We start from the raw sequence: 23,146 nt of genomic DNA, 5'->3' as shown, positions 1-23,146 counted from the left end.
ATCGGCTGGGCTCATGTCGAAGAACCCCCTCAAGCACCCGTCTCAGGACCGCGGCTCCAAGCACAAGCCGCACGGCAAGCCGCGCAAGCGCGTCAACAAGTTCGTCTATGAGGCCGACCTCGAGCGCATGCAGGTCGAGCTGGTCAGCATGCAGCAGTGGGTGCAGAAGACCGGCGCCCGCGTGCTCGTGATCTTCGAGGGCCGTGACGCAGCCGGCAAGGGCGGAGCGATCAAGCGGGTCATGGAGCACCTCAACCCGCGCTCGGCCCGCATCGTGGCCCTGCCCACCCCGAACGACCGGGAGAAGGGCCAGTGGTACTACCAGCGCTACGTCGAGAAGCTGCCGACGACGGGCGAGATCGTGCTGATGGACCGCTCCTGGTACAACCGCGGCGGCGTCGAGCACGTCCTCGGCTACTGCACCGAGGAGCAGTACGAGCGCTGGCTGGTGCAGACCCCAGTGCTCGAGCGGATGCTCGTCGACGACGGGATCATCCTGATCAAGCTCTGGTTCTCGGTCTCAGACCGAGAGCAGGAGGCGCGGTTCCGATCGCGGCTCAACGATCCGATGCGGCGCTGGAAGCTCTCGGAGACAGACCTGCTGTCGATCACCAAGTGGGAGGACTACTCCCGGGCGAAGGACGCGATGTTCGCCGCCACCGACATTCCCGAGGCGCGCTGGTGGACCGTCGAGAGCGAGGACAAGCGGGCCGCCCGGCTCAACTCGATCAACCACATCCTGTCCCAGGTGCCCTACGAGCACCTCGATCCCGAGCCGGTGGAGTTCCCCGATCGGCCCGAGGCGGAGAACTACGTGCGTCCGCCGCGCGAGGAGCAGAACTACGTCGAGGATCACGCGGCGACGCTCAAGCACTGAGGCGAAGAGCGCCTCCCCGCCGGAGCCGGCCGCGAATGTAACCAACGTGTGAAGTTGCAACGAGACCCCTACCGGGGGCGCGCCCGCAGTGCCAGCGTGAGCACACCGATCCACGGATCCCTCCGCGTGACGGACTTCGGCTCGGAGGCGACAACGTGCGCGTAAAGGATCTGTTCGTCACTCGATCGGTCAGCGACCTCGTCGCCGATTCGGAGGGCGAAGGCGAGAAGCTTCGGCGCAGCATCGGCCCTGTCGCCCTCACCGCACTGGGCGTCGGCGCGATCATCGGGACCGGAATCTTCGTGGTGATCGGCGAGGGCGCCAAGCTGGCGGGCCCCAGCCTGTTCATCGCCTTCATCATCGCCGCCGTCACCTGCGCGTTCTCGGCCCTCTCCTACGCTGAGCTCGCCTCGAGCGTGCCCGTCTCGGGCAGTGCCTACACGTTCTCCTACGCGACCCTCGGCGAGCTCGTCGCCTTCATCATCGGCTGGGACCTCATCCTCGAGTACGGAGTCTCCGTCGCGGCGGTCGCCGTCGGCTGGGGCGGCAACGTCAACGAGTTTCTCAAGGCGACCTTCGGCTTCGTCCTGCCGGACGCAATCTCGAAGTCGCCGTCCGAAGGCGGTGTCTTCAACATCCCGGCGGTCTTCATCGTGCTGCTCATCAGCGTGCTGCTCACCCTCGGGACCCGTGAGAGCGCCCGGCTGAACGCGATCATGGTCGTGATCAAGATCCTGATCCTGCTCTTCTTCATCGTCGTGGCGTTCACCTCGTTCCACTCCGGCAACTTCGAGCCTTTCGCCCCCGAAGGGTTCGGTGGCATAGCCTCGGCGGCCGGCGTGATCTTCTTCGCCTACATCGGCTTCGACGCGGTGACCACCGCATCCGAGGAGTCCAAGAACCCGAGCCGCGACCTGCCGATCGCCATCATCGGATCGCTGGTCATCTCCACCGTCCTCTACGTGCTCGTGGCAGTCGCCGCGGTGGGCGTCGCCCCTGTCGACACTCTCTCCGGCAGCGACGCCCCTCTAGCCGCGGCACTCAACGAGGGCGCAGGCATCCCATGGGCGGGCGGCCTGCTCGCCGCCGGCGCGCTGATCGCCATCACCAGCGTCGTGCTCGTGATCATGTACGGCCAGACCCGCATCTTCTTCGCCATGTGCCGGGACGGGCTGCTCCCCCGCCGCCTGGCCAAGGTGCACCCCCGCTACGGCACCCCGGCGCGGCTCACCCTCGGCTTCGGAGTGCTGATCGCCATCCTCGCCGCGCTGGTGCCCCTCGACGAGATCGTCAAGCTGGTCAACATCGGCACCCTCTTCGCGTTCGTGCTCGTGAACGTGGGCGTCATCGTGCTGCGCCGCACGCGCCCCGACATGCCCCGTCCGTTCCGGGTGCCCGGGGTGCCCGTCATCCCGATCATCGGCATCCTGCTCTGCGGCTACCTCATCGCGCAGCTGCCGTGGGAGACCTGGCTGCGGTTCGTCGTGTGGCTCGTGATCGGGCTCATCATCTACTTCGGCTACTCGATCCGGCATTCGCGCGTGCGCCTCGGCGAGAAGGCCGACGCTCCATCCGTGGAAAAGGCCTGAGCGATGCCCGGGCCGATCATCGCGGCGTTCAAGGGAGCCGCCGGACCCGACGTGCTGGCCTTCGCGGCACCGCTCAGTCGAGCCAGCGGTCGCCCGCTGATGGTCGCCGCCGTCTACCCGGGCAGGGCACCGGTCGGCCTCGGCAGGGTGGACGCAGAGTGGGTCGCCTACAACCGCGACGAGGCCGATTCGCTGCTCGACGAAGCCCGCGGCCTGCTCGGCGATGAGCCCGGAGTCGACTACCGATCGGTCGCCGCCGACTCGGCGTCGCACGGACTGCACGACCTGCTCGAACAGTCCGGTCCGACCGCGGTCGCGGTGCTCGGCTCATCCAATGCCAAGGGCACGCGCCGCACCGTCGTCGGCAGCACGGCGGATCGGCTCCTTCAGGGCGCACCGGGGCCGGTCGTCATCGTGCCCTGGGCCTACGAGGAGTACGCGGCCGCCGCTGTGACGCGGATCGCGGTCGCCTATGTCGCCACGCCCGACGGGGCGGCGGCCTTGGCATTCGGGCAGGCGCTTGCGGCTGAGCTGGGCGCCTCGCTGTCCCTGATCAGCGTGCTTCCGGACACCCAGGTGCGGCCCTCGCTCGGCGATCGGACCGGCTTCGCCGCCGAGCAGCGCGCGGCTTTCCGGGCAGCGGTCGAGCAGGCAGCGGCATCGGCCGGCGGGAGCTCGACTCTGCTCGAGGGGCCCGTCGTCGATGCGCTCACCGGGCTGCAGCCGACCGACGTCGACCTGCTGGTGGTCGGATCCCGAGGGTACGGACCCGCTCGCCGAGTGCTCCTGGGCGGCGTCTCATCGCGCGTGCTCAAGCAGGCAAAGGTGCCCGTGCTGGTCGTGCCCCGTGGGTGAGCTCGGTCGGCAACGCCGGATCCAGCTCGCATCGAAGACTGCGTAGCAGGGCTGGCACGAGCGAGGAGCAGGCGGCATGGCATCACGAAACGAGACAGCGGCACGAGCGCTCTCCGGCCACCGCTTCGGCGACGCGTTCCCCTTCCTCGCGCAGGACGTGCAGTGGGACGTCGTCGGGATGGGCCTCGTCGACGGCAGGGATGAGGCGATCGCGGCCTGCACGACACTGCAGACCGAGCTGGTGGGCACTGAGGTCGAGTTCGACAGCTTCCGGGCCATCGAGGACGGCGACACCGTCGTGGTCGACAGCGTCGCCACCTACACCGACCAGGCCGGTGGCTTCTCGAAGGTCTCGTCCTGCGACATCTACGACTTCAAAGACGGACTCATCGTCTCGATCCGCAGCTACAACGTCGAGCTCGAGGCGACGATCGACGTCGAGGTCGCCGACTAGAGCCGTTCTGCGACGCGCGGCGGCGCTCGGCGTCGTTGGTCGGATAGCCGCTATCTCGTTGGTCGAGTAGGCCGCCCGCGGCCGCATCGAGGCCCCTGCGTCTGCCTTCGCGGACCCGCCAAAGGGCCTCGATACGGCGCTGGCGCGCCTACTCGACCAACGGGTCAGGCGCCGAAGCGGCCGGTCAGGCGGCGGTGGAAGCCCGCGCTGCGGTCGTCGAGACCCTCGATGGTGACGGTCGCGTGGTGCTCGCGGTACTTCGTCTCGACCGAGTCGAGCGCTGCGACGGTCGAGGCATCCCAGATCTGCGCCTGACGCAGGTCGATGGTGACGTGCTCGGGGTCGTCCGCGTAGGAGAAGCGGTCGACGAGGTCGTTGCTGCTGCCGAAGAACAGCGGCCCACTCACCTCGTAGCGGACAGCGACGCCATCCGATCCGACGATCCGCTCGACGTTGATCACATGCGCCACCCGCCGGGCGAACAGCACCATCGCCAGGATCACTCCGACGAGCACGCCGATCGCGAGGTTGCCGGTGGCCACCACCACGACGATCGTCGTGACCATCACGGCGGTCTCCGACAGCGGCATCCGGCGCAGGGTGGACGGTCGCACGCTGTGCCAGTCGACGGTGGTGATCGCCACGATCATCATCACCGCGGCGAGGGCGACCATCGGGATCTGCCCCATCACCGAGCTGAGCCCCGTGATCAGGGCGAGCAGGAAGACGCCCGCGACGGTGGTGGAGATCCGGGTCCGCGCTCCCCCTGTCTTCACGTTGAGCACGGTCTGACCGATCATCGCGCAGCCAGCAATCCCGCCGTAGAGGCCGGAGAGGATGTTCGCGACGCCGAGAGCCCACGACTCCCGGCCCTTGTGCGACGGGGTGCCGGTGATCTCGTCGACGAGCTTGGCGGTGAGCAGGGTCTCCATGAGACCGACGAACGCGACGCTCAGCGCGGTTGGCAGGATCAGCATGAGCGTGTTCAAGTTCAGCGGCACGAGCAGAGGCGTGATCCCGGGCAGCGCGCCGGTGAGCGGCCCCTCGTCCGCCACGTTCGGCACCGCGAGCCCGCCGATGACCACGATCGCGGTGACGATCACGATCGCGACCAGCGGGGATGGGACGACCTTCGTGAACCTCGGGAGGATCAGCACGACCGCGAGCGTCAGCGCGAACAGCAGGTAGGCGACCCACGGCACCGCGATGAGATGCGGCACCTGCGCCACGAAGATCAGGATGCCGAGCGCGTTGACGAAGCCGATCATCACCGACCGAGGGATGAACCGCATCAGACGGGCGAGCCCGGTCAGGCCGAAGACGATCTGGATGATCCCGCCGAGGATGACCGCGGGCAGCAGGTACTCGACTCCTTCACTCCGCACCAGAGGAGCGACGACGAGCGCCACCGAGCCGGCGGCGGCTGTGATCACGCCGGGGCGGCCACCCAGGAGCGACATCGTCAGGGCGAGGACGACCGAGGCGATGAGGCTGACCATCGGATCGACGCCCGCGACGATCGAGAACGAGATGACCTCGGGCACGAGCGCCAGGGTGGTCACGATGCCGGCGAGCACCTCGCGGGAGAGCTGGCGCGGAGACCGGAGCGCACTGCGCACGGTGAAGGTCGTCCGGGTGGAGGCGCGCCCGATCGTCTGTGCGCTGGGCGCAGGGGGTACGGCATCGCTCACGACAGGACTCCACGGGAAGCAGGCTGGGCTCGCCGAGGCGAGCTATGGACAGCGGATGGGCGCACCCTTGCGCGTGTGCCCACTCCGCTCGCTGCGGTTCCGGAGTGGATGGCCGGGCATGCTGAACGCCCAGGGCCAGAGCAAACCTATCCGGCATGTGCTCCACGGGTGGCCGAGGAAGCGTGCGAGGGCCTCGATACGGCGCTGGCGCGCCTACTCGACCAACGAGTAGGCGCGTTCCGTCGCCGATCCGCCAGAGTGATCGGCGCTGGCGCGCCTACTCGACCAAGGAATAGGCGCGTTCCGTCGCCGATCCGCCAGGGTGATCGGCGCTCGCGCGCCTACTCGACCAACGAGTAGGCGTGTTCCGTCGCCGATCTGCGAGAGTGATCGCATTCTGCCGGGGCATGTCGAAGGAGACGGTGGCCATGGAGTCGTGCTGGAAACCGATGACCATCTGCGCGGGCCTGGAGCTCAGAACGTGAGCGGGGCGCCGACTCCGATCGTGCTGTGCTGCCTGCTCTGGGCGAAGCCGGGCGAGCGAGCCGGCCTGCGGTCCTACGAGGATGCTGTGATCCAGCTGCTCGGCGACCACGGCGCCGAGATCCTCGAGAGGCTGGTGAGCAACGTCGCGCCGGGCCAGCCCGACGAGGTGCAGGTCTATCGCTTCCCCAGCCAGGAAGCGTTCGACTCGTTCCTCGCGGACCCGCGCCGGCTCGAGCGCGCCGCCGAACGCGACCGGGTCGTCGCCCGGACCGAGCTGTTCCCCGTGCGACGGCTGCTCGAATGAGACGCTGGCGACGAACGCGGCGGACCTACTGGGCGGTGTAGCCGCCGTCGACCAGGTGGTAGCTGCCGGTGATGAAGCTCGCGGCGTCGCTGACAAGGAATGCGGTCAGGTGGGCGACCTCCTCCGGGGTCCCCAGTCGTCCGAGGGCGTGCTTGCCCTCGAGGAAGGCGAGGGCGTCGGCGTCCAGGTTCGACTCCACCAGCGGGGTCCGGATGAAGCCGGGGCCGACCGCGTTGACCCGGACTCCCTGGCTCGCGTACTCGAGCGCCGCGTTCTGGGTGAGTCCGACCACGCCGTGCTTGGCGGTGACGTAGGCGCTGGAGCCGGCGAATCCGACACTGCCGAGGATCGACGCCATGTTCACGATCGCTCCCCCGCCCGCGGCGATCATCGCCGGAACCTGCGCCTGCACCCCGTACATGACCGAGTTGAGGTTGATCTCGATGACCTTGCGCCACGCGCTCAGGTCGTACTCGGCGACCGGCGCCGACGGGCCGCCTATCCCGGCGTTGTTGACCGCGATCTTCAGCGGGGCGAGCTCGACCGCCTTCGCGACCGCCTCGAGGTTGTGGGACGGGTCGGAGACGTCGCCGGCGACGCCGATCGCCGTGCCTCCCGCGTCGGTGATCTCGGCCACGACCGCGTCGATCGCGTCGGAGTTGAGATCGGCGACCACGACGGACGCGCCGTTCGCGGCGAGCAGCGTGGCGATCGCCCGTCCGATGCCGGACCCGCCTCCCGTGACGATGGCGGAGCGGTCGGAGACGTCATAGCTGGGCATTGCAGTTCCTTTCGAGCGGCGCAGGGCTCTGTTCGTCCTGCGCGAGAGCGGACGGCGAGGTGGGCGCGAGGCCTGATCAACCGTCCCTCTCAGGCCTACACCGCGAAACTGACCACCCCCTCACCGGCGTTTCGGCATCGGGGCAGCGGATCGCCGTCGCGTTGGCGCGTCGCCACGCGCTGAGCATCATGGGAGAGCGCCAGAGAACGCCAGAGAACGCCACCATGAGAAGGGACGGGTCGTATGGGCCAACGCGCCACCGCACTCGAAAAGCTGCTCGTGCACGCCGGGCTCGAATCGACAGGGGCGTCCGCCTCGTTCCGGATGTCGGATTTCCGAGAGGGCCAGCGAGATCTCGCCCACCGCATCTTCGTCTTCCTCGGCGGAGTCGACGAGCGGTTCGAGGCCATCACGGGTCCTGGGCAGTGGGACCTGACCTTCACGGGAGGGATGGTGATCGAGCTCGACGAGGAGCAGCACTTCAATCGCTACCGTCTCGAGACGCTCACGCTGCTGACTCAGCTCGGCCTGCCGTGGGAGGACGCCTACGAGTCGTACTGCATCGCGATGGAGGGCCGGTGCGCGCGATCCGGCGGCTGGTGGTCGAACCCGTCCGCCGAGCGCCTCTTCGGCCCGTCGGACGAACCGGGCACCTTCGCCGGGCTCGGTGCGGCCCGCTGGAAGCAGCGCGCCTTCAACGACGCCCTCAAAGACATCCACGAGACCCAGTTGATCTCCCGGGTCTCGATCTACGACGAGATCGAGGGTCGCCGTCTCGATTCCATCCTCAAGGCCGAGGACTTCGAGTGGGCCGATCGGGTGCTGGCCTTCGTGCGATCTCGCCAGAAGCGCGCGGCGGTATGGGAGCAGCTCGAGGAGCCCGAATTCGTCTGGAATCCCGAGAACTACGACTCGCCCGCCTAGGCGGAGGACGAGCGGGAGCGCCTGCGGATCGCGCCGATCCCGAGGAGGATCGCTCGCCAGCCGAGCAGGAAGACCGCGAGGGTGATCGTGGTCACCACGATGAAGCCGAGTGCGACGCCGTCTCCGGTCGCCGCCCGCAGGAGGAGTCCGAGCACGACCGTGGTCGCCCAGATGATGAGACCCGACCAGCGGATGCGCTCGGCGGAACGTCCCGAGCGGAGCAGCCAGCCGACCTGCAGCGCCGCGAAGAACGGCAGAAACGTCGTCACCGTGCCGGCGATGCCCTCGTCGTGGCTTGCGCGGCCGATGAGGATGAACGCCAGGACGAGGACGGTGTCGGCCAACCAGCTGAGCACGGCTGAGCGGTGGATCGGCATCCGTCCACGCTAGCGGGATACACCCGAGGATCCTGGGGGAAGCGGACGGGCGCCAGCCGGGCTTCGACACGCGCCTTCGGCGCGGATCACCCACCGATGGATCCGGACCCTGCCGGGTGGCTGAGCCGAGCGCTCCGCGCTCGTGTCGAAGCCCACTCGGGCGCCAGCCGGGCTTCGACGCGCGCCTTCGGCGCGGCTCAGCCACCGATGGATGCGGACCCTGCCGGGTGGCTGAGCCGAGCGCTCCGCTGGGCCCACGGCGCATGCTTGCGCCGGGGATCGTGTCGAAGCCCACTCGGGCGCCAGCCGGGCTTCGACGCGCGCCTTCGGCGCGGCTCAGCCACCGGAGGATCCGGACCCTGCCGGTGGCTGAGCCGAGCGCCCCGCGCTCGAGTCGAAGCCCGCGTGAGTCGGCGCGAGCGGCGAGGCAGCCGCGCGGAGCGCCCGGCGTGTCGGACACTTCTGCCGTGACGGATCTTCGAGTGGCGCTCAGCGGGTATCGGATGCCTCCGCGCCTTCGCATCGTCTTGACCGTCCTGCTCGCGTTCATCGCCGTCGCCGGACTGGCGGCAACCAGCTTCGTCGCGGCATCGGGAACCTCCCCCGGCCCCGCCGACTACGACCTGTTCGGTGCCGCGGGCGCCGACATCCTGACCGGCAACTGGGGCGAGGTCTTCGTCGACCCCGCCCTGCAGGCTGGTCCGTGGCAGTTGCTCTTCTGGGGCATCCCCGCAGTCCTGGGGGTGCAGGGGGCGGCCGGCTGGACCTCGTTCTACCTGATCGCCGGAGCGCTCATCGCGGGGGCAGTCGCTCTCCTCGCGCACCGGATCACCCGCCCCATCATCCCGTCGGCTGCACCGCTGATCGCCATCGCGGCCGCCGCACTCGCCTCGGCCTCGGGTGTGATCAGCGCGTCGATCGCAGCCGGACATCCCGCGCAGAGCGTGATCCCGCTCCTCTGGATGAGTGCCGCGCTGTCGGCCCGACGAGGCAGCGCGTTCTGGGCCGCGGCGCTGATCGGCGTCGCCACCGGGTGGGAGATCTGGGGAATCCTCGGCGTCCCAGTCCTGCTGCTCCTCCCCCGCATCGGACCGCGCGCGGTCGGCCGGGCAGCACTCGGCGGACTGGCCGCCCTCGCGGTCGCCTACGGACCCTTCCTGCTCGCCGGCCCGGTCACCATGTTCGGCTTCGCCTGGCCCATCTACGACGGCAGCCTCTTGCACCTGCTGCTGCCCGACGGCGCGTCCTTCAGCTGGCCGCTCCGCGCGGCGCAGGGACTGCTGACGGTGGCCGCAGGAGCCGCCGTCGCGCTCTGGACGCGCGGCTCCCGAGACGCGATCTGGCTCGTTCCACTCGCCGTCTGCTCCGTCCGACTGCTGACGGATCCCGTGCTGGCCGGCTACTACTTCACGCCGGTCGTTCTCGCCGGGGTGCTCTGCTTCGCCCTCGCGGTCGCACGGAGGTCCCTGCTTAGCGTCGCCGTCGCGCTCGTGACGATCAACGTGGCGAACGGTCTGCAATCGACCGGCTGGATCGCCGCCGCGGTGCTCGTGGCCATCACCGCTGTCGGCGTCATCGTCGCCCGTCGCGCCGACCGCGCCTCGCGCTCCTCCGACAGCTCCTCTGCCCCGGCGCCCGTCGTCCCTACCGAGCAGCGGGTTCCCTGAGCCCACCGCGGGCGGCGCTTCCTGCTCTCGGCGACTCACCTGGCGAACCGGCTAGTGTGCCCGGATGAGCGAGCCTGAGCACGACGCGCCCCCTGGGATCGGTGCCACCAAGTCCTTCGTCGGCGGGTCCAGCGGAGACACGCTGACCTTGTTCCGTCGCGATCAGGATCTGCTCGAGATCCGCAGTGAGAGCGCCCCCGACGACCTGAAGCTGGTCGTCATGGAGGGCAACCTCTACCACCTCGGCGGGGACGACGAGGCGGGCGAGCCCGTGCTCAGCACCTGGGACGAGCTGCTCGACGCCCTGTGACTGGCTCGCGCTCATAGCGACCTGATGGGCCCTGCACGGCGGGCGTCCATTCCGACTGGTTGAATCGTCGGAACCGAAGGAGCGCCATGATCGATCCCATCGTCCTCGCGGTCGGCTTCATCGCGATCATCGTCGTGGCCGCCGCGTTCGGGCGGAAGTTCGACATCGCCGCTCCGCTGATCCTGCTCGTGGTCGGTGTCGTCATCGGCTTCCTTCCGTTCGTGCCGCCCATCGAGATCGAGTACGAGGTCATCCTCACCGGGGTGCTGCCGCCCCTGCTGTACGCGGCGGCGATCAAGGTGCCGATCAGGGATTTCCGGCGCAACCTCGCGCCGATCGCCGGACTCTCGGTGACCCTGGTGATCATCAGCGCCGTCGTCTGCGGCGTGATCATCCACTGGCTTCTGCCCGGACTCGGCCTGCCGATGTCGATCGCCCTCGGCGCCGTCATCGCCCCCACCGACGCCGTCGCCGCCACCTCGATCGCCAAGCGCCTCGGTCTTCCGGACCGTCTCGTCACCGTGCTCGAAGGCGAGAGCCTGGTGAACGACGCCACCGCCCTCGTCCTCCTGCGCACGGCCATCGCGGCGGCGGCCGGCAGCTTCGCGCTCTGGCCCACCATCGGCACCTTCGTCTGGGCCGTCGTCGGCGGCATCGTCTCGGGCGTCATCGTCGGCTATCTGGCTTCGCTGATCAGACGCAAGCTGCGCGATGCGGTGCTGACGACCACGGTCTCGCTCGCGGTGCCCTTCATCGCCTACCTGCCGGCCGAGCACTTCGGCGCCTCGGGCGTGCTGGCCGTGGTGGTCGCCGGCCTGATCGTCGGCCACAACGGTGCCCGCGGGCTGACGGCGCAGCAGCGCTTCACCGAGCGCAACATCTGGGAGACGGTCCAGTTCATCCTCGAACAGGGCGTCTTCCTCGCCATGGGGCTGCAGCTGTTCGGCCTCGTGGAGGAGCTCGACAACACCGGTGCCGCTCTGCTGCAGCCGATCCTCATCGGCCTGCTGCTGGTCGCCGTGCTGATCGTGCTGCGGACGATCTTCGTCGGATATCTGCTCTGGAGCCAACGTCGCAACGACCGACGGGCTCTGCAGCGCGGCGAGCAGCTGCCGCTCTTCGAGGAGCGGATGAAGAGCATGCCCGAGGCCACCGGGGAGCGCGAGCAGAAGCGCAATCGCCTGATCCGGCGCCGGATCAACTCCTACACCGCCGATCTCGAGTTCCTCCGCAAGGAGGGCCTCAACCGTCGAGGCGGACTGGTGCTCAGCTGGGCGGGGATGCGCGGAGTCGTCACGCTCGCCGCCGCGCAGTCGCTGCAGATCGACGACGTGCTGACCCCGAGCGAGCAGGCCACCGTCGTCATCATCGCGTTCACCGTCGCAGCGGTCACCCTGTTCGGGCTGGGCGGCAGTCTCGGGCCGATCATCCGTCTCAGCAAGGTGCAGCGCGACGACGAGGCCGAGAAGCGGGAGGAGTTCCGCTCGCTGATGATGGAGCTCAACAAGGCGCAGCTCGCGGTGCTCGACGACCCCGAGGCCACCAAGGTGCAGGGGCGACCTGTATCGCCCGAGCTGATCGAGAACCTCCGCCGCGTCTACTCACGGACAGTGCCGTCGGCGGACGAGGTCGAAGAGGCCGAGCAGGCCTCGCAGGCGCTGGCGATCGACGAGCGGATCGCGGTCGAGCAGCGGATGCGGCTTGCCGCGCGGGACGCGCTGCGCGAGGCCCAAGCGGTGGGCACGTACTCATCGAAGACGCTGCAGACGGCCCTGGATCTGCTGGACATCGACGACGCCCGCACCTCGAGGATCACCGGCGACTGAGCCTCGCCCGGTGGCTGAGCCGGGCGCTCAGCGCCCGTGTCGAAGCCCTCGCGAGATGGCCTCGATACGGCCGCGGGGCGCAGCCCCACTCGGTGGCTGAGCCGGGCGCTCTGCGCCCGTGTCGAAGCCCTCGCGAGATGGCCTCGATACGGCCGCGGGGCGCAGCCCCACTCGGTGGCTGAGCCGGGCGCTCTGCGCCCGTGTCGAAGCCCTCGCGAGATGGCCTCGATACGGCCGCGGGGCGCAGCCCCACTCGGTGGCTGAGCCGGGCGCTCTGCGCCCGTGTCGAAGCCCTCGCGAGATGGCCTCGATACGGCCGCGGGGCGCAGCCCCACTCGGTGGCTGAGCCGGGCGCTCTGCGCCCGTGTCGAAGCCCTCGCGAGATGGCCTCGCGGGGTGTAGCCCTACTCGGTGGTCGAGTAGGCGCCCTGCGCCGTATCGAGGCCCTCGCACGACAGATCTACGGCAGGTAGGCCATCCACCAGATGCCAAGGGTGCCGAACGACGGGCGCAGCACGAACAGGGCGATCACCGATATCGCGGACAGGGCGATGAACAGCCAGCGCCTGCCCTTGTGATTCGCGATGCCGAGGCCGAGCAGCACCGGAACGGCGATGCCGAGCGCGGCGACCAGCAGCGACAGCAGCACGAAGACGAGCGCGCTGGGGTCGGTCAGCGAGCTCGTGACCTGCGCCAGGCTCGGCAGGATCGAGATCAGCACGCTCAGTCCGCCGAGGATGGCGACGGCGTAGCCGATGATCACCACGACCGTCGGGGACTTGCTCGCGGTGCGGGCGACGGCCATCAGATCAGTTCCAGGTCGGGTGCCATGCCTCGACGGTACGCAATGGGTCGGACAGCGACTCGAGGGCGCGCGGCGAACCCTTCAGTACGCTGAGAATGACGGCATCTGGATGCCGTCACACGAGGCACATCGACCGCGTACCGGCACCGACCATCGGAGTGGCATGGCACACCGCATCGTCCGACTGAAATCCGGCCGTCAGCTCGGGCTGACCGGCATCGGCAACGCAGAAGCGACGCGATTGGCGCTCTTCCTCCATCCGACGCCCGGAGCAGGCGGCTTCGATCCCGATCCGATCGCCAGCAACAGGCACGACCTGCACATCATCACGATCGACCGGCCCGGCTACGGCAGCTCTGCTCCCCTGCCGGGCAGCGATGATCGCGCGAGCGACCCGACCATCGATGGCTTCGTGACGGACATCACGGAGTGGCTGCAGACCTCCGAGCTCATCGCGCGCGCATCGTCGGGCATCTCCTACGGCTCGGTCGGCGTCATCGGCTGGGGCTCGGGAGGGCGGTACGCGCTCGCCCTGGCCGAGCAGCATCCGGGACTGGTCGACCGATTGGTGATCGTGGGCACTCCCGCACCAGCGGGCGATCCCGATGAGCTGCCGGGCATCCTCGACACCGTCGCGGTCGCCGACGACGTTTCGCTGGCCGACGTGCTCCACCAGCTCGACGGCGCGGACCTGACCACGCCACGATCCCTGGGCATCAGCGCCGACGACAGGATCCTCGAGGCGCCAGGACTGGCACTGCGCCTCAGCCGCATGCTCGATGACGCAGCCGTCCAGGGTGCGGTGGGCGTGGCCGGCGACCTCGTCGCCAAGCGGGACTCCGCATGGACCTCACGACTGGGCGACGTCACCGCGCCCACCCTCCTGGTCTATGGCAGCGACGACCCGATCGCCGGGGATGCGCACGCCGCATGGTTCGCCGAACGCATTCCGAACGCGGAGGTGGACCTGATCGCCGATGCGGGCACCCTTGTGGTCGCCTCCCGGTGGAATCGCATCCTGGACTTCCTCTCGCCCGACGACGATCCCGACGACGGCCCTGGAGGCGACAGCGCTGAGGACGGCAGCGACGTGAGCAACCCGCGCGGCATCGCCGACACCGACTGAGCCACGACTGAGCCGGGACTGACGCGCGGTCTTACGCGGGCGTCTCCGTCTGGGTGGATGAGGCCGTGGCGCCTGAGGCATCCGATGCGATCGAGCGGAACCGCTGTTGAGCGCCCTGTTTGCTCAGGCCGTAGAGCGCTCCGATCTCCTTCCAGGTGATCCCCGCCGCGCGTGCCGCGCGCACCGCGGCGTCTTCCAGCGCTTCGAGCTGCTCGCGGGACAGACGCACCGCGTCGACGCGATCGAGCGGGTCGGCGATCTGCTGCAGCGACTCGATCGCGCGATCCACGCGGCTGCGGGAGGAGGAGTGTGCCACGGCGCAAGGTTACCGAACATCGCGACACGGTCAACATGCAGTTGCCTCCTCCGTCAATTTTTGGTTGACTCCCGTGTCAATGGTCGATTGACCGCCGAGCTGGTTCGCCATCCGGTTGAGGAGTTCGGGGAGGAGGCGTCATGGCAAAGGGCAAGAAGGACAAGAAGAAGGACAAGGACAAGAAGAAGAGCAAGAAGAAGTAGCCCTTCTCGGGTCGCCCGCCTCACCGCCTGTGAGCATGATGCTCAGCGCACGTGGGGCGGGCACCCGGAAGACTGGAATCGGCACCGAGCGTCGGAATCGAAGATCCGCACCGACGATCGGCGCCCGGTCCGACAACTGAAAACACAGGAAGTGGAGACCTCCCGATGGTCACCGAACACCTCGAACGCGAGACCACCTACAGCGCGACGCCCGAGCTGCAGCTGCCCGATCTGACCGGCATCGTGCCGCCCGGCGGCCGCCTCGATGTCGCCGCCCACCATCTCAGCAGCGCCTACTTCGATACCTCGGGGCGCGATCTGCTCGTGAACCGCGTCACCCTGCGCCGGCGCACCGGTTCGACCGACACGGGCTGGCATCTGAAGCTGCCGGCCTCCGACGACGGCACCGCCCGGCACGAGCTCGGTGTGCCGCTCACCTCCGGCGATGAGGTGCCCCGGGAGCTGAGCGACCTCGTCCTCGGTCTGCGCCGCGGCTCGCCGCTCGTGCCGCTCGTGACTATCACCACGGAGCGCACGACCCACCGCATCGTCGACGCCGACGGTCTCCTGCTCGTCGAGATCGCCGACGACACCGTCTCAGCTGTCGCCCCAGAGGCCGGCGGCGCGCGCGTCAGCGGCTGGCGCGAGATCGAGGCGGAGCTCGGCTCTGCGGCGCCCGCCGATCTGCTGCGCACCATCGACGCCATGCTGACGAGGGCGGGAGCCACGGAGTCCGCCAGCCCGAGCAAGGTCGCGACCGCCCTCGGCACGCCGACCCGTCGTCGCAAGCTCAAGAAGGCGCGCACGGCTGGCGAGGTGCTCCGCCGCTACATCGCCGAGCAGGACGCGGACATCCTGACCGGGGAGCTCGCCATCCGTCGCGGCGAGAACTCCATCCACCACGTCCGGGTTGCCACGCGCCGACTCCGCTCGACCCTGCGGATCTTCGCCCGTCATCTCGATGCCGACCGCGCGCAGTCACTCGACGCCGACCTCTCCTGGTTCGCCGACCTGCTTGGCGAGGTGCGGGACCGCGACGTGCAGCGCTCCCGGTTCGTCGAGTCGATCGCCGCGCTCCCCGACGAGGTCGTCCTCGGGTCGGTCGCAGAGCAGATCGACGCCCAGCTCTCCGCCGAAGAGGAACAGCACCGGGCCGCGTTGCTCGACGCCATGCGCGGTCCCCGCTATCTCGGGATGCTCCAAGAGGTGCGACTCTGGGCCACCGCTCCCCCGGTCACCAAAGCCGCTGCCGGCAAGCCCGATGTCCTGGCCAAGGATGTGCGCAGCGCCGGCAAGAAGGTGACGAAGCATCTCACCGCGGGCATCCGATCGGAGTCGGACGAGGAGCTGCACAAGGCACGCAAGGCCGGAAAGCGCGCCCGCTACGCCGCCGAGCTCGCCGCCGACGTCCTCGGCAAGAAGGGCGTCGCCTCCGTCCATCGCTACAAGAAGCTCCAGGACCTCCTCGGCGAACACCAGGATGCGGTCGTCGCGGCCGAGCTGCTCATCCGACTCGCGAACGCCGCGCCCACCGAGATGCCGACGTTCACCTACGGCGTGCTGCACGAGCGCGAGCTGGCCCGTGCCGCCGCCAGCGTCGCTCGGGCGCGCAGGTGGGCGAAGAAGCACTCTCGCTGACCGCCAGCCGTCATCCTCACCATCGGCGGCTGAGCCGCCCTCGCCGTAAGTGCGCGGCGTTCATCAGAACGCAGTGCTGAGGACAAAACGCGCTGGTACCGAGGCGCGTTTCGTCCTCAGCAGCGCGTTGTGTCTGCAGGGGCGCGGCAGGACTACGGAAGCGTCAGACGCGGTCGGCGACCAGGCCGCGCCGAGCAGCGGGCGCCGTGGATGCGCGCGAGTCCCTGCTGCGAGTTCCCGAGCCAACGGTGCGGGTGCGGGAGCCCGTTCGGTCGCGGGCGTGGGCGAGGTGGGTTCCGGTACGCTCTACGGTCGTGGTCCGACCGCGATAGCCGCGGATCAGCACAACGGACCGGACCTGGCGCACGACGAAGGCGATGGCGGCGAGTGCGAAGCCGACCGGCATCAGCACGTCGGCGACCATCGCCAGATCCGCCCGCACCTGTGCCGGATCGCCGGGTGCGGCGATCGCGACCTGCCACGTCCAGTAGCCCGCAGCCGCGACGGCGAGGGCGATCGGAATCGAGGTGACGATCGCGCGGACGCGACGTCGACGGACGCCGATCAGCAGAGCATCGGCGAGGAAGCCCGCGAAGTAGGGCGCTGCGATGGTGAGAGCGAGCACGCCCAACGCCCCGACAGCCGTCCAGATGGTGACAGCCGCATCCCTGTCGACAAGCATTCGCCCCCCAGCGATAACGCAACCCCTTCACGCTATCGAGCCTGGTCGGACCGGGAAATTCCCCTTTCGCGGGACACCCCCGCGCGGGGGCGCGATAGGCAGGCACGTCAGGCAGGGCGAAGAGCCCTGCGAGGCGGAAGGCCTCAGCCGAAGGCGGCCAAGCCGGTGAGCGCGCGGCCCAGCACCAGCGAGTGGATCTCGTCCGTTCCCTCGTAGGTGCGCACCGCTTCGAGGTTCGCCATGTGCCGCATCACCGGGAACTCGCTCGTCACACCGTCGCCGCCGAGGACCGACCGGGCTGCGCCTGCGATCGCGATGGCCTCGCGCACGTTGTTGAGCTTTCCGACGCTGATCTGGTTGACGTCAAGCGTTCCCGCATCCTTCTGCCGTCCGAGGTGCACCGCAAGCAGAACGCCCTTCTCGTATTCGAGGAGCATGTCGGCGAGCTTGGCCTGGGTGAGCTGATACCCGCCGATCGGCTTTCCGAACACCGTGCGGTCCAGGGCGCGTCCGAGGGCGACCTCGAGGCAGGTGCGCGCGGCGCCCATGGCGCCCCAGACGATCCCGTAGCGGGCCTCGTTGAGGCAGGAGAACGGACCGCGGAGGCCTCGCGCGTCAGGGAGCCGGTTCGAGTCGGGGATCCGGACCCCGTCGAGCACGATGTCGCACTGGATGGATGCCCGCATGGCGAGCTTGCCGGTGATCGGGGCAGCCGCGAAGCCCGGCGTGCTGGTCGGCACCAGGAACCCCCGGACGCCGTCCTCGGTCTGCGCCCAGACGACCGCCACGCCGGCGATGCTCGCGAGTCCGATCCACCGCTTGCTTCCGGTGATCACCCAGTCGTCGCCGTCGCGGACGGCCCTCGTCTTCATGGCGGCCGGGTCGCTGCCCCCGTCGGGCTCGGTAAGGGCGAAGCAGCCGATGACCTCGCCGGTCGCCATCCGCGGCAGCCACTCGTTCTTCTGCTCCCCCGATCCGAACTTCGCGATCGCGCTCATCGCGAGCGAGCCCTGGACCGAGACGAACGTGCGCCATCCGCTGTCGGCCGCCTCGAGCTCGAGGCAGACGGCGCCGTAGCTCGTGGCGCTCGCGCCCGCGCAGCCGTATCCGGAGATGTGCATGCCGAGCAGTCCCTCGGCGGCGATCGCGGGGATGAGCTCGTCGCGGAAGTGCCGATTCTCGAAGTCCTCCTCGATGACTGGAGCGATGACGTCCTGGGCGATCCTCCGGGCGCGCTGCTGCCATTCGCGCTCGGTGTCGTCGAGGAGCGACTCGACGGTGAAGACGCTGTCGAGTGCGGTGCGGCCAGCGGCGAGGAGGGTGTCGGTCGTCATGAGGTGCCTTCATTCGGTGCGGAGCTGTGGTTGGCGAGAGCCGGCGGCGGAAGTCGGTAGGTGGCGGGAGTCTCGCTCAGTCGGATGGGATTCGCCACCTGATGCGATCCGTCGACGTCGACGATCGGCTCGAGCCCCAGGCGCGCGGCCAGCTCGAACGCTTCGCCGATCGAGTTGATGGGGGCCGCCGGGACGTCGTGGCGGGTCAGGATGGCGAACCAGTCGTCGGCGGTGCGGGTCGACAGGCGGGCGATCAGCAGCGGATTCAGCTTGGCTCGATGCGAGACCCGGTCCCGATTGGTGCGGAAGCGCTGGTCAGCAGCCAGTTCGGGTGCGTCGAGGGCTGTTGCGAAGGCACGGAACTGCTTGTCGGAGCCGACTGCGACGGCCAGTGAACGGTCCGCCGTCGGGTACACCTCGTACGGCGCGATGCTCGGATGCTCGTTGCCCATGCTGCGCGGCACGACGCCGGCGCCGGCGAAGGCGCCCGCCTGATTCACCAGCCCCGACAGCAGACTAGAGAGCAGATTCACCTCGACGCGCTGTCCCGTCCCGGTGCTCTGGCGGGCGATCACAGCGGCGAGGATGCCGGTGATCGCATGAAGCCCGGTGACGACGTCGACGATGGCGACCCCGGTCTTCGTTGGCTCGCCGGGGCTCTGTCCGGTGATGCTCATCAGTCCCCCGGCCGCCTGGACGAGAAGATCGAAGCCCGGAAGCGTCGCGCCCTCCCCCGCCCCGAAGCCCGTGATCGAGCAGTAGACGATCCGCGGATTCCGGGCGCGCACCTCGTCGTAGCCGAAGCCGAGACGGTCGAGGGTTCCGGTGCGGAAGTTCTCCACCACGACGTCGGCCTGCTCGAGCAGCTCCCAGATGCGCACGCGATCGGCATCGTCGGCGAGATCCGCCGTCATGCCCTCCTTGTTGCGGTTCACCGAGGCGAAGTAGGTCGAGGTGCCGGTGTCATCGACGGGCGGCGCCCACTCGCGAGTCTCGTCGCCGAGTCCGGGGCGCTCGATCTTGATGACCCGCGCCCCGAGGTCGCCGAGCAGCATGGTGGCGTAGGGGCCGGCGAGCACGCGGGAGAAGTCGACGACGGTGAGCCCGTCGAGCGCCGACCTGGTCACGAGCCGCCTCGGAGGTAGACCGTCGTGGACGAGGTGTAGAACTCGCGCGCGGCCGCTCCCTGCTCCTTCGGGCCGAGCGAGCTCCCCTTCGCACCGCCGAACGGCACGTGCGGATCGGCGCCGGCGGTCTCGGAGTTGATGTGCAGGATGCCCACCTGCATGCGGTCGATGGAGTCGAGCGCCCGGGTCAGGTCGTTCGTGAACACCGCGGCGGAGAGTCCGAAGCCACCGGCGTTCGCGAGGTCGAAGGCGTGCTCGACCGAGTCCGCAGCTCGCATGGCCAGCACGGGCCCGAAGAGCTCCTGCTCCCACAGCGGGGACGAGTCCGCCGGCATCGCGAGCACGGATGGGCGGACGAAGTGACCCGGCCGCAGATCGTCGTCCAGTTCGAGCGCACATCGGGTGAGAGCGTGTGCTCCCTCATCCAGAGCTCGAGCTACCCCTGCGTTGATGGAGTCGCGGGCTCGAGCCGAGATCACTGGACCGAGGTGAACCCCGTCGGCCAACGGATCGCCGACGATCAGCGCGTCGGCGCGCTCCGCGACGATGCTCCCGAACTCATCCGCGATCTCGCGCTGGACCACCAGTCGAGAGGTGGCGGTGCACTTCTGGCCCGACGAGTTGAAGGCGCCGGCGAGCACCTGGGCCGCGGCGAGCTCGAGATCGGCGTCCGCGAGCACGACGGCCGCATTCTTGCCGCCGAGCTCCGCCTGGACCGGGATCCCGCGAGCGGAGCCCGCGGATGCCACGGCCCGTCCGACCGCGGTGGAGCCCGTGAAGCTGACGCCGTCCACCAGAGGATGGCCGACGAGAGCGGATCCGACCTCGCCCTCGCCGAAGACGAGGTTGAGCACGCCCGGCGGCAGCCCGGCGTCATGGAGGGCAGACGCCAGGCGCAGAGCGAGAAGCGGCACCGGGCCCGCAGGCTTCCACACGACGGTGTTGCCGTAGGCGAGCGCAGGGGCGATCTTCCACGCGGGGATGGCGATCGGGAAGTTGAACGGGGTGATCAGCGCGACGGTCCCCAGCGGGCGACGGGTGACGAGGATCCGCTCGCCGCGTCGGGGCGACGAGAAGATGCCCCCGGCCTCGCGGTCCGCGTCATGGCCGTAGTGCTCGAGGATCTGGGCGGCCCGGCGCACCTCTCCGATCCCCTCGGCGAGCGTCTTGCCCTCCTCGCGAGCGAGCTCTGTGCCCCACGTAGTCGCCGCCTCGGAGACGATGCGAGCCGCCCGGTTGAGGATGGCGCCTCGCTCGTGCGGAGGCGTCGCCGCCCACGAGGCCTTCGCCGCGTCGGCGGCGCGCACCGCCAGCTCGACGTCCTCCACCGTTCCCGCGCGTCCGGCCGCCACGATCTCGCTCGGCCGCGACGGGTTCTCGCTCGCCAGGTGGGCGCCTCGACCCTCCCGCCACTCCCCCGCGAGGTACTGCAGGAGATCGACGGAAGACGGGGCGGCCGATGTCGGGGCGTCCGGTGTCGATTCATCCGTGCTGAATTCGGCGATCGCCATCAGAACCTCCGACGCATGCGGATGTGCCGCTGCTGCATGAAACCGTGCAGGCCTTCCGGTCCGAGTTCACGCCCGAAGCCCGACATCTTCCAGCCGCCGAACGGCGCCTGCAGCTCGGTGATGTCGTTGACGTTCACGCCGACGCCGCCTGCCTCGATGCGCTCGGCAACGGCCCATGCGCGGTCGAGGTCCCCGCCGAAGACGTAGGCGGCGAGCCCTGCTGCGCTGTCGTTCGCGATCGCCGCGATCCCGTCCACTCCGATCGACGCGTCGTACCGGTGCACGGCCACGACGGGCCCGAAGGTCTCCTCCGTCATCACACGGGTCCCGCGGGGAACGGCGTCCAGCACGGTCGGCGCGAAGAAGGTTCCACGGTCGAAGTCTCCCCCGCTGAGCCGCGAGCCGCCCGCGATCACCCGTGCGCCCTGAGCGACCGCGTCGGCGATGTGCGCCTCGGCGACGTCGATGACCGCCGACGTGGTCGTCGGCCCTCCGGTGATGCCCGCCTCGATCCCGTGACCGACGCGGATCGCCCGCGCCTCCTCGGCGACGGCCTCGACGAAGCGGTCCGCGATCGAATCGGCGACCAGGATCCGATTCACGGCGATGCAGATCTGGCCGGCGTTCGAGAACGAGCGGCGAGCGGCGGCCGTGGCGGCCTCATGGATGTCGGCGTCGTCGAGCACCACGAACGGGCTCTGCCCGCCGAGCTCCAACGAGACCCGCTTCATCGTGGCGGCCGCAGAGCGCATGATAGCCTGGCCGGTCCGGGTCGATGCGGTGGCGGTGATCATCCCGATGCCCGGATGGGACGACAGTGCCTCTCCCGCTTCGAGGCCGCCGGGGAGGTCGGCCAGCACGCCCGCCGGCATCCCTCCGTCGTGCAGGCACTGGACGACGAGGGCGACGGCCAGCGGCGACTCCAGCGGAGGCTTGACGATGATCGCGTTGCCGCCCGCGAGCGCAGGCCCGATCTTCCAGGCGTAGAGGTCGACGGGGTAGTTCCAGGGCACGACGGCCCCGACGACGCCGATGGGCAGCCACTCGACCAGCGAGCGGATGTCCGCGCGCAGCGCGGGGCGGATGCTGCCCGAGACGCGCAGCCCCTCTTCGGCGTAGTAGTCGAGGACGTCGGCCGCGAACGCGATCTCCTTGACGCTGTCGGGCACGGGCTTGCCCTGCTCCCGCGTGAGGACATCGGCGATCGCGTCGATCCGTTCGCGGATCAGGGTCGCGCCCCGATGCATGATCGATGCGCGGCCAGCCGCCCCGAGCGCGGCCCACTCACGCTGTGCCGGGATCGCTGCGGTGACGGCCGCGTCCACGTCGCGCGCCGAGGCCACCGCGGTCGTGCCGACGAGCTCACCGCTCGCCGGATCGCGGACCTCGAGGGTAGCCCCGCTCTCGGACGGCACCCACGCGCCGCCGAGGTACAGCCCGCGGTCGCTCACTTGACCACCGGCGCCGAGAACTCGCGACTGCGCAGGCGACGCCAGAGCTCGGCGTAGTTGCGGTCGTTCTGCTGATGGGCCTCTTTCGTGCGGTTCGAGTTGGTGTTGATCATGATCATCGGCGTGATGCCGCGGGCTACGAGCGCCTCCGATGTCGAGGCGTTGATGGCGTGCGAGACCGCCACCGCGATCGAGGTGGAGGTGGGCCCGACCGGGTCGTCGAGTCCTTCGATCCGCTGCGCGGCGTCCTCGAGCGGGATGCCGGTGTCGATGGTGACGTCGGCGATCTCGAAGAGCCGCTTTCCGCTGGAGTGCCGGCTCGCCACCTGCGAGGAGTGGGGAACGCTGGTCACCCCGATCACCTTCAGGCCCCGCTCCTGGAACTCGACGGCCATGTCGAGGATGACCGCGTTGATGCCCGAATGGCTGAACAGGACGATCGAGTCTCCATCCTTCAGCTGATGGGAGCGGAGGATGGCCTTGCCGTAGCCCTCCTGGGTGTGCAGGAACCGATACTGGGCGGTGCCCTGATCCCCGAGCACGTGGTGCATGAGGGCGATGGAGGACTCGACGATGGGCCGGAACCCGGTCACCCCGCCGGTGCGCGGGAAGCTCTCGAGTGCGGCGAAGCCGCCGTGGCCGGTGCCGAACGTGAAGACGAGCCCATCGCCGGCGATCGAGTCCGCGCAGATCCCGCCCGCCGCGCTGATCTGGTCGGCCTGGTTGTCACGCACCCAGGCCAGCTTGGCGATGACGTCGTCGAGGTAGGTGTGGACGATGCTCACTGGTTCTCTTTCGGTGGGGTGGTCAGA

General features: G+C 69.4%; 22 protein-coding genes. 11 read left to right on the top strand and 11 right to left on the bottom strand.

Going from position 1 to position 23,146, the window contains the following annotated elements:
* The first annotated feature begins 13 nt into the window (after nt 1–13).
* The 4 genes from ppk2 (at nt 14) to E6C64_RS02450 (ending at nt 3,775) form a co-directional block, all read left to right on the top strand.
* Nucleotides 14–877: a polyphosphate kinase 2 gene (gene ppk2 / locus E6C64_RS02465; protein WP_136426017.1), complete on the top strand. Its 864-nt coding sequence runs from the start codon at nt 14–16 to the stop codon at nt 875–877.
* A 155-nt stretch (nt 878–1,032) separates the two neighbouring features.
* Nucleotides 1,033–2,466: an amino acid permease gene (locus E6C64_RS02460; RefSeq protein ID WP_233255415.1), complete on the top strand. Its 1,434-nt coding sequence runs from the start codon at nt 1,033–1,035 to the stop codon at nt 2,464–2,466.
* Nucleotides 2,467–2,469: 3 nt separating this feature from the next.
* The gene (locus E6C64_RS02455; RefSeq protein ID WP_136426016.1) at nt 2,470–3,321 is read left to right on the top strand and encodes a universal stress protein; all 852 of its coding nucleotides are present in this window, start codon (nt 2,470–2,472) and stop codon (nt 3,319–3,321) included.
* A 76-nt stretch (nt 3,322–3,397) separates the two neighbouring features.
* A complete protein-coding gene (locus E6C64_RS02450; protein ID WP_136426015.1) occupies nt 3,398–3,775 on the top strand; it encodes a nuclear transport factor 2 family protein in 378 nt (125 codons plus the stop codon).
* Nucleotides 3,776–3,939: 164 nt separating this feature from the next.
* Here E6C64_RS02450 and E6C64_RS02445 read toward each other — a convergent pair whose 3' ends face one another.
* Nucleotides 3,940–5,427, bottom strand: coding sequence for a SulP family inorganic anion transporter (locus tag E6C64_RS02445; RefSeq protein ID WP_136426383.1), 1,488 nt, complete (start codon nt 5,425–5,427; stop codon nt 3,940–3,942).
* A 520-nt stretch (nt 5,428–5,947) separates the two neighbouring features.
* Here E6C64_RS02445 and E6C64_RS02440 point away from each other — a divergent pair.
* Nucleotides 5,948–6,256: a hypothetical protein gene (locus E6C64_RS02440; protein ID WP_136426014.1), complete on the top strand. Its 309-nt coding sequence runs from the start codon at nt 5,948–5,950 to the stop codon at nt 6,254–6,256.
* 25 nt (nt 6,257–6,281) lie between these two features.
* Here E6C64_RS02440 and E6C64_RS02435 read toward each other — a convergent pair whose 3' ends face one another.
* Nucleotides 6,282–7,037, bottom strand: coding sequence for an SDR family NAD(P)-dependent oxidoreductase (locus tag E6C64_RS02435; protein WP_136426013.1), 756 nt, complete (start codon nt 7,035–7,037; stop codon nt 6,282–6,284).
* A 243-nt stretch (nt 7,038–7,280) separates the two neighbouring features.
* On the opposite strand from E6C64_RS02435, the gene E6C64_RS02430 reads away from it, so the two are divergent.
* Nucleotides 7,281–7,961, top strand: coding sequence for a DUF7255 family protein (locus E6C64_RS02430; RefSeq protein ID WP_136426012.1), 681 nt, complete (start codon nt 7,281–7,283; stop codon nt 7,959–7,961).
* Here the strand turns inward: E6C64_RS02430 and E6C64_RS02425 are convergent.
* Nucleotides 7,958–8,338: a DUF3054 domain-containing protein gene (locus E6C64_RS02425; protein WP_136426011.1), complete on the bottom strand. Its 381-nt coding sequence runs from the start codon at nt 8,336–8,338 to the stop codon at nt 7,958–7,960. The genes E6C64_RS02430 and E6C64_RS02425 overlap by 4 nt on opposite strands.
* Nucleotides 8,339–8,805: 467 nt before the next feature.
* On the opposite strand from E6C64_RS02425, the gene E6C64_RS02420 reads away from it, so the two are divergent.
* From E6C64_RS02420 to E6C64_RS02410, 3 genes are all read left to right on the top strand, one after another.
* On the top strand, nt 8,806–10,005 hold the full coding sequence (locus E6C64_RS02420; protein ID WP_136426010.1) for a hypothetical protein: 1,200 nt from the start codon (nt 8,806–8,808) through the stop codon (nt 10,003–10,005).
* Nucleotides 10,006–10,069: 64 nt separating this feature from the next.
* Complete coding sequence (locus E6C64_RS02415; RefSeq protein ID WP_136426009.1) at nt 10,070–10,315, top strand: hypothetical protein; 246 nt, start codon at nt 10,070–10,072, stop codon at nt 10,313–10,315.
* Nucleotides 10,316–10,401: 86 nt separating this feature from the next.
* Nucleotides 10,402–12,141: a cation:proton antiporter gene (locus E6C64_RS02410; RefSeq protein ID WP_136426008.1), complete on the top strand. Its 1,740-nt coding sequence runs from the start codon at nt 10,402–10,404 to the stop codon at nt 12,139–12,141.
* A gap of 460 nt (nt 12,142–12,601) precedes the next feature.
* Here E6C64_RS02410 and E6C64_RS02405 read toward each other — a convergent pair whose 3' ends face one another.
* A complete protein-coding gene (locus E6C64_RS02405; protein WP_158437707.1) occupies nt 12,602–12,946 on the bottom strand; it encodes a hypothetical protein in 345 nt (114 codons plus the stop codon).
* 163 nt (nt 12,947–13,109) lie between these two features.
* Here E6C64_RS02405 and E6C64_RS02400 point away from each other — a divergent pair, with 163 nt between their 5' ends.
* On the top strand, nt 13,110–14,072 hold the full coding sequence (locus E6C64_RS02400) for an alpha/beta fold hydrolase (RefSeq protein ID WP_158437706.1): 963 nt from the start codon (nt 13,110–13,112) through the stop codon (nt 14,070–14,072).
* 31 nt (nt 14,073–14,103) lie between these two features.
* Here the strand turns inward: E6C64_RS02400 and E6C64_RS02395 are convergent, their stop codons facing one another.
* Nucleotides 14,104–14,388 carry a hypothetical protein gene (locus E6C64_RS02395; RefSeq protein WP_136426005.1) on the bottom strand — a complete coding sequence of 95 codons (285 nt, stop codon included), beginning with the start codon at nt 14,386–14,388 and terminating at the stop codon, nt 14,104–14,106.
* 368 nt (nt 14,389–14,756) lie between these two features.
* On the opposite strand from E6C64_RS02395, the gene E6C64_RS02390 reads away from it, so the two are divergent.
* Nucleotides 14,757–16,229, top strand: coding sequence for a CYTH and CHAD domain-containing protein (locus E6C64_RS02390; protein ID WP_136426004.1), 1,473 nt, complete (start codon nt 14,757–14,759; stop codon nt 16,227–16,229).
* Between the two features lie 163 nt (nt 16,230–16,392).
* On the opposite strand, the gene E6C64_RS02385 is transcribed toward E6C64_RS02390, so the two are convergent.
* The 6 genes from E6C64_RS02385 to E6C64_RS02360 form a co-directional block, all read right to left on the bottom strand.
* Nucleotides 16,393–16,911, bottom strand: a complete 519-nt coding sequence (locus E6C64_RS02385; protein WP_136426003.1) for a hypothetical protein — start codon at nt 16,909–16,911, stop codon at nt 16,393–16,395.
* A 143-nt stretch (nt 16,912–17,054) separates the two neighbouring features.
* Nucleotides 17,055–18,245 carry an acyl-CoA dehydrogenase family protein gene (locus E6C64_RS02380; protein ID WP_136426002.1) on the bottom strand — a complete coding sequence of 397 codons (1,191 nt, stop codon included), beginning with the start codon at nt 18,243–18,245 and terminating at the stop codon, nt 17,055–17,057.
* Entirely contained in the window at nt 18,242–19,372 is a 1,131-nt protein-coding gene (locus tag E6C64_RS02375; protein ID WP_136426001.1) for a CaiB/BaiF CoA transferase family protein, read from the bottom strand. The genes E6C64_RS02380 and E6C64_RS02375 overlap by 4 nt, the downstream gene beginning before the upstream one ends.
* A complete protein-coding gene (locus E6C64_RS02370) occupies nt 19,369–20,883 on the bottom strand; it encodes an aldehyde dehydrogenase family protein (RefSeq protein ID WP_136426000.1) in 1,515 nt (504 codons plus the stop codon). The genes E6C64_RS02375 and E6C64_RS02370 overlap by 4 nt, the downstream gene beginning before the upstream one ends.
* The gene (locus E6C64_RS02365) at nt 20,883–22,334 is read right to left on the bottom strand and encodes an aldehyde dehydrogenase family protein (protein ID WP_199240935.1); all 1,452 of its coding nucleotides are present in this window, start codon (nt 22,332–22,334) and stop codon (nt 20,883–20,885) included. The genes E6C64_RS02370 and E6C64_RS02365 overlap by 1 nt, the downstream gene beginning before the upstream one ends.
* Nucleotides 22,331–23,119, bottom strand: coding sequence for a sugar isomerase domain-containing protein (locus tag E6C64_RS02360; protein ID WP_136425998.1), 789 nt, complete (start codon nt 23,117–23,119; stop codon nt 22,331–22,333). Before E6C64_RS02360 ends, E6C64_RS02365 begins: the two co-directional genes overlap by 4 nt.
* Nucleotides 23,120–23,146 lie beyond the last annotated feature (27 nt).

The sequence above is a fragment of the Naasia lichenicola genome (genome assembly GCF_004801885.1).
GTDB lineage: Bacteria > Actinomycetota > Actinomycetes > Actinomycetales > Microbacteriaceae > Naasia > Naasia lichenicola.
This window is presented reverse-complemented; position numbering and strand designations above follow the sequence as displayed.

Bases quoted from the DNA above. Each gene is read 5' to 3' on its own strand.
- E6C64_RS02425 (WP_136426011.1), bottom strand. From the start codon at position 8,338: ATGCCGATCCACCGCTCAGCCGTGCTCAGCTGGTTGGCCGACACCGTC.
- E6C64_RS02390 (WP_136426004.1), top strand. From the start codon at position 14,757: ATGGTCACCGAACACCTCGAACGCGAGACCACCTACAGCGCGACGCCC.
- E6C64_RS02385 (WP_136426003.1), bottom strand. From the start codon at position 16,911: ATGCTTGTCGACAGGGATGCGGCTGTCACCATCTGGACGGCTGTCGGG.
- E6C64_RS02370 (WP_136426000.1), bottom strand. From the start codon at position 20,883: ATGGCGATCGCCGAATTCAGCACGGATGAATCGACACCGGACGCCCCG.
- E6C64_RS02430 (WP_136426012.1), top strand. From the start codon at position 7,281: ATGGGCCAACGCGCCACCGCACTCGAAAAGCTGCTCGTGCACGCCGGG.
- ppk2 (WP_136426017.1), top strand. From the start codon at position 14: ATGTCGAAGAACCCCCTCAAGCACCCGTCTCAGGACCGCGGCTCCAAG.
- E6C64_RS02410 (WP_136426008.1), top strand. From the start codon at position 10,402: ATGATCGATCCCATCGTCCTCGCGGTCGGCTTCATCGCGATCATCGTC.
- E6C64_RS02380 (WP_136426002.1), bottom strand. From the start codon at position 18,245: ATGACGACCGACACCCTCCTCGCCGCTGGCCGCACCGCACTCGACAGC.
- E6C64_RS02435 (WP_136426013.1), bottom strand. From the start codon at position 7,037: ATGCCCAGCTATGACGTCTCCGACCGCTCCGCCATCGTCACGGGAGGC.
- E6C64_RS02450 (WP_136426015.1), top strand. From the start codon at position 3,398: ATGGCATCACGAAACGAGACAGCGGCACGAGCGCTCTCCGGCCACCGC.
- E6C64_RS02400 (WP_158437706.1), top strand. From the start codon at position 13,110: ATGGCACACCGCATCGTCCGACTGAAATCCGGCCGTCAGCTCGGGCTG.
- E6C64_RS02455 (WP_136426016.1), top strand. From the start codon at position 2,470: ATGCCCGGGCCGATCATCGCGGCGTTCAAGGGAGCCGCCGGACCCGAC.
- E6C64_RS02415 (WP_136426009.1), top strand. From the start codon at position 10,070: ATGAGCGAGCCTGAGCACGACGCGCCCCCTGGGATCGGTGCCACCAAG.
- E6C64_RS02405 (WP_158437707.1), bottom strand. From the start codon at position 12,946: ATGGCCGTCGCCCGCACCGCGAGCAAGTCCCCGACGGTCGTGGTGATC.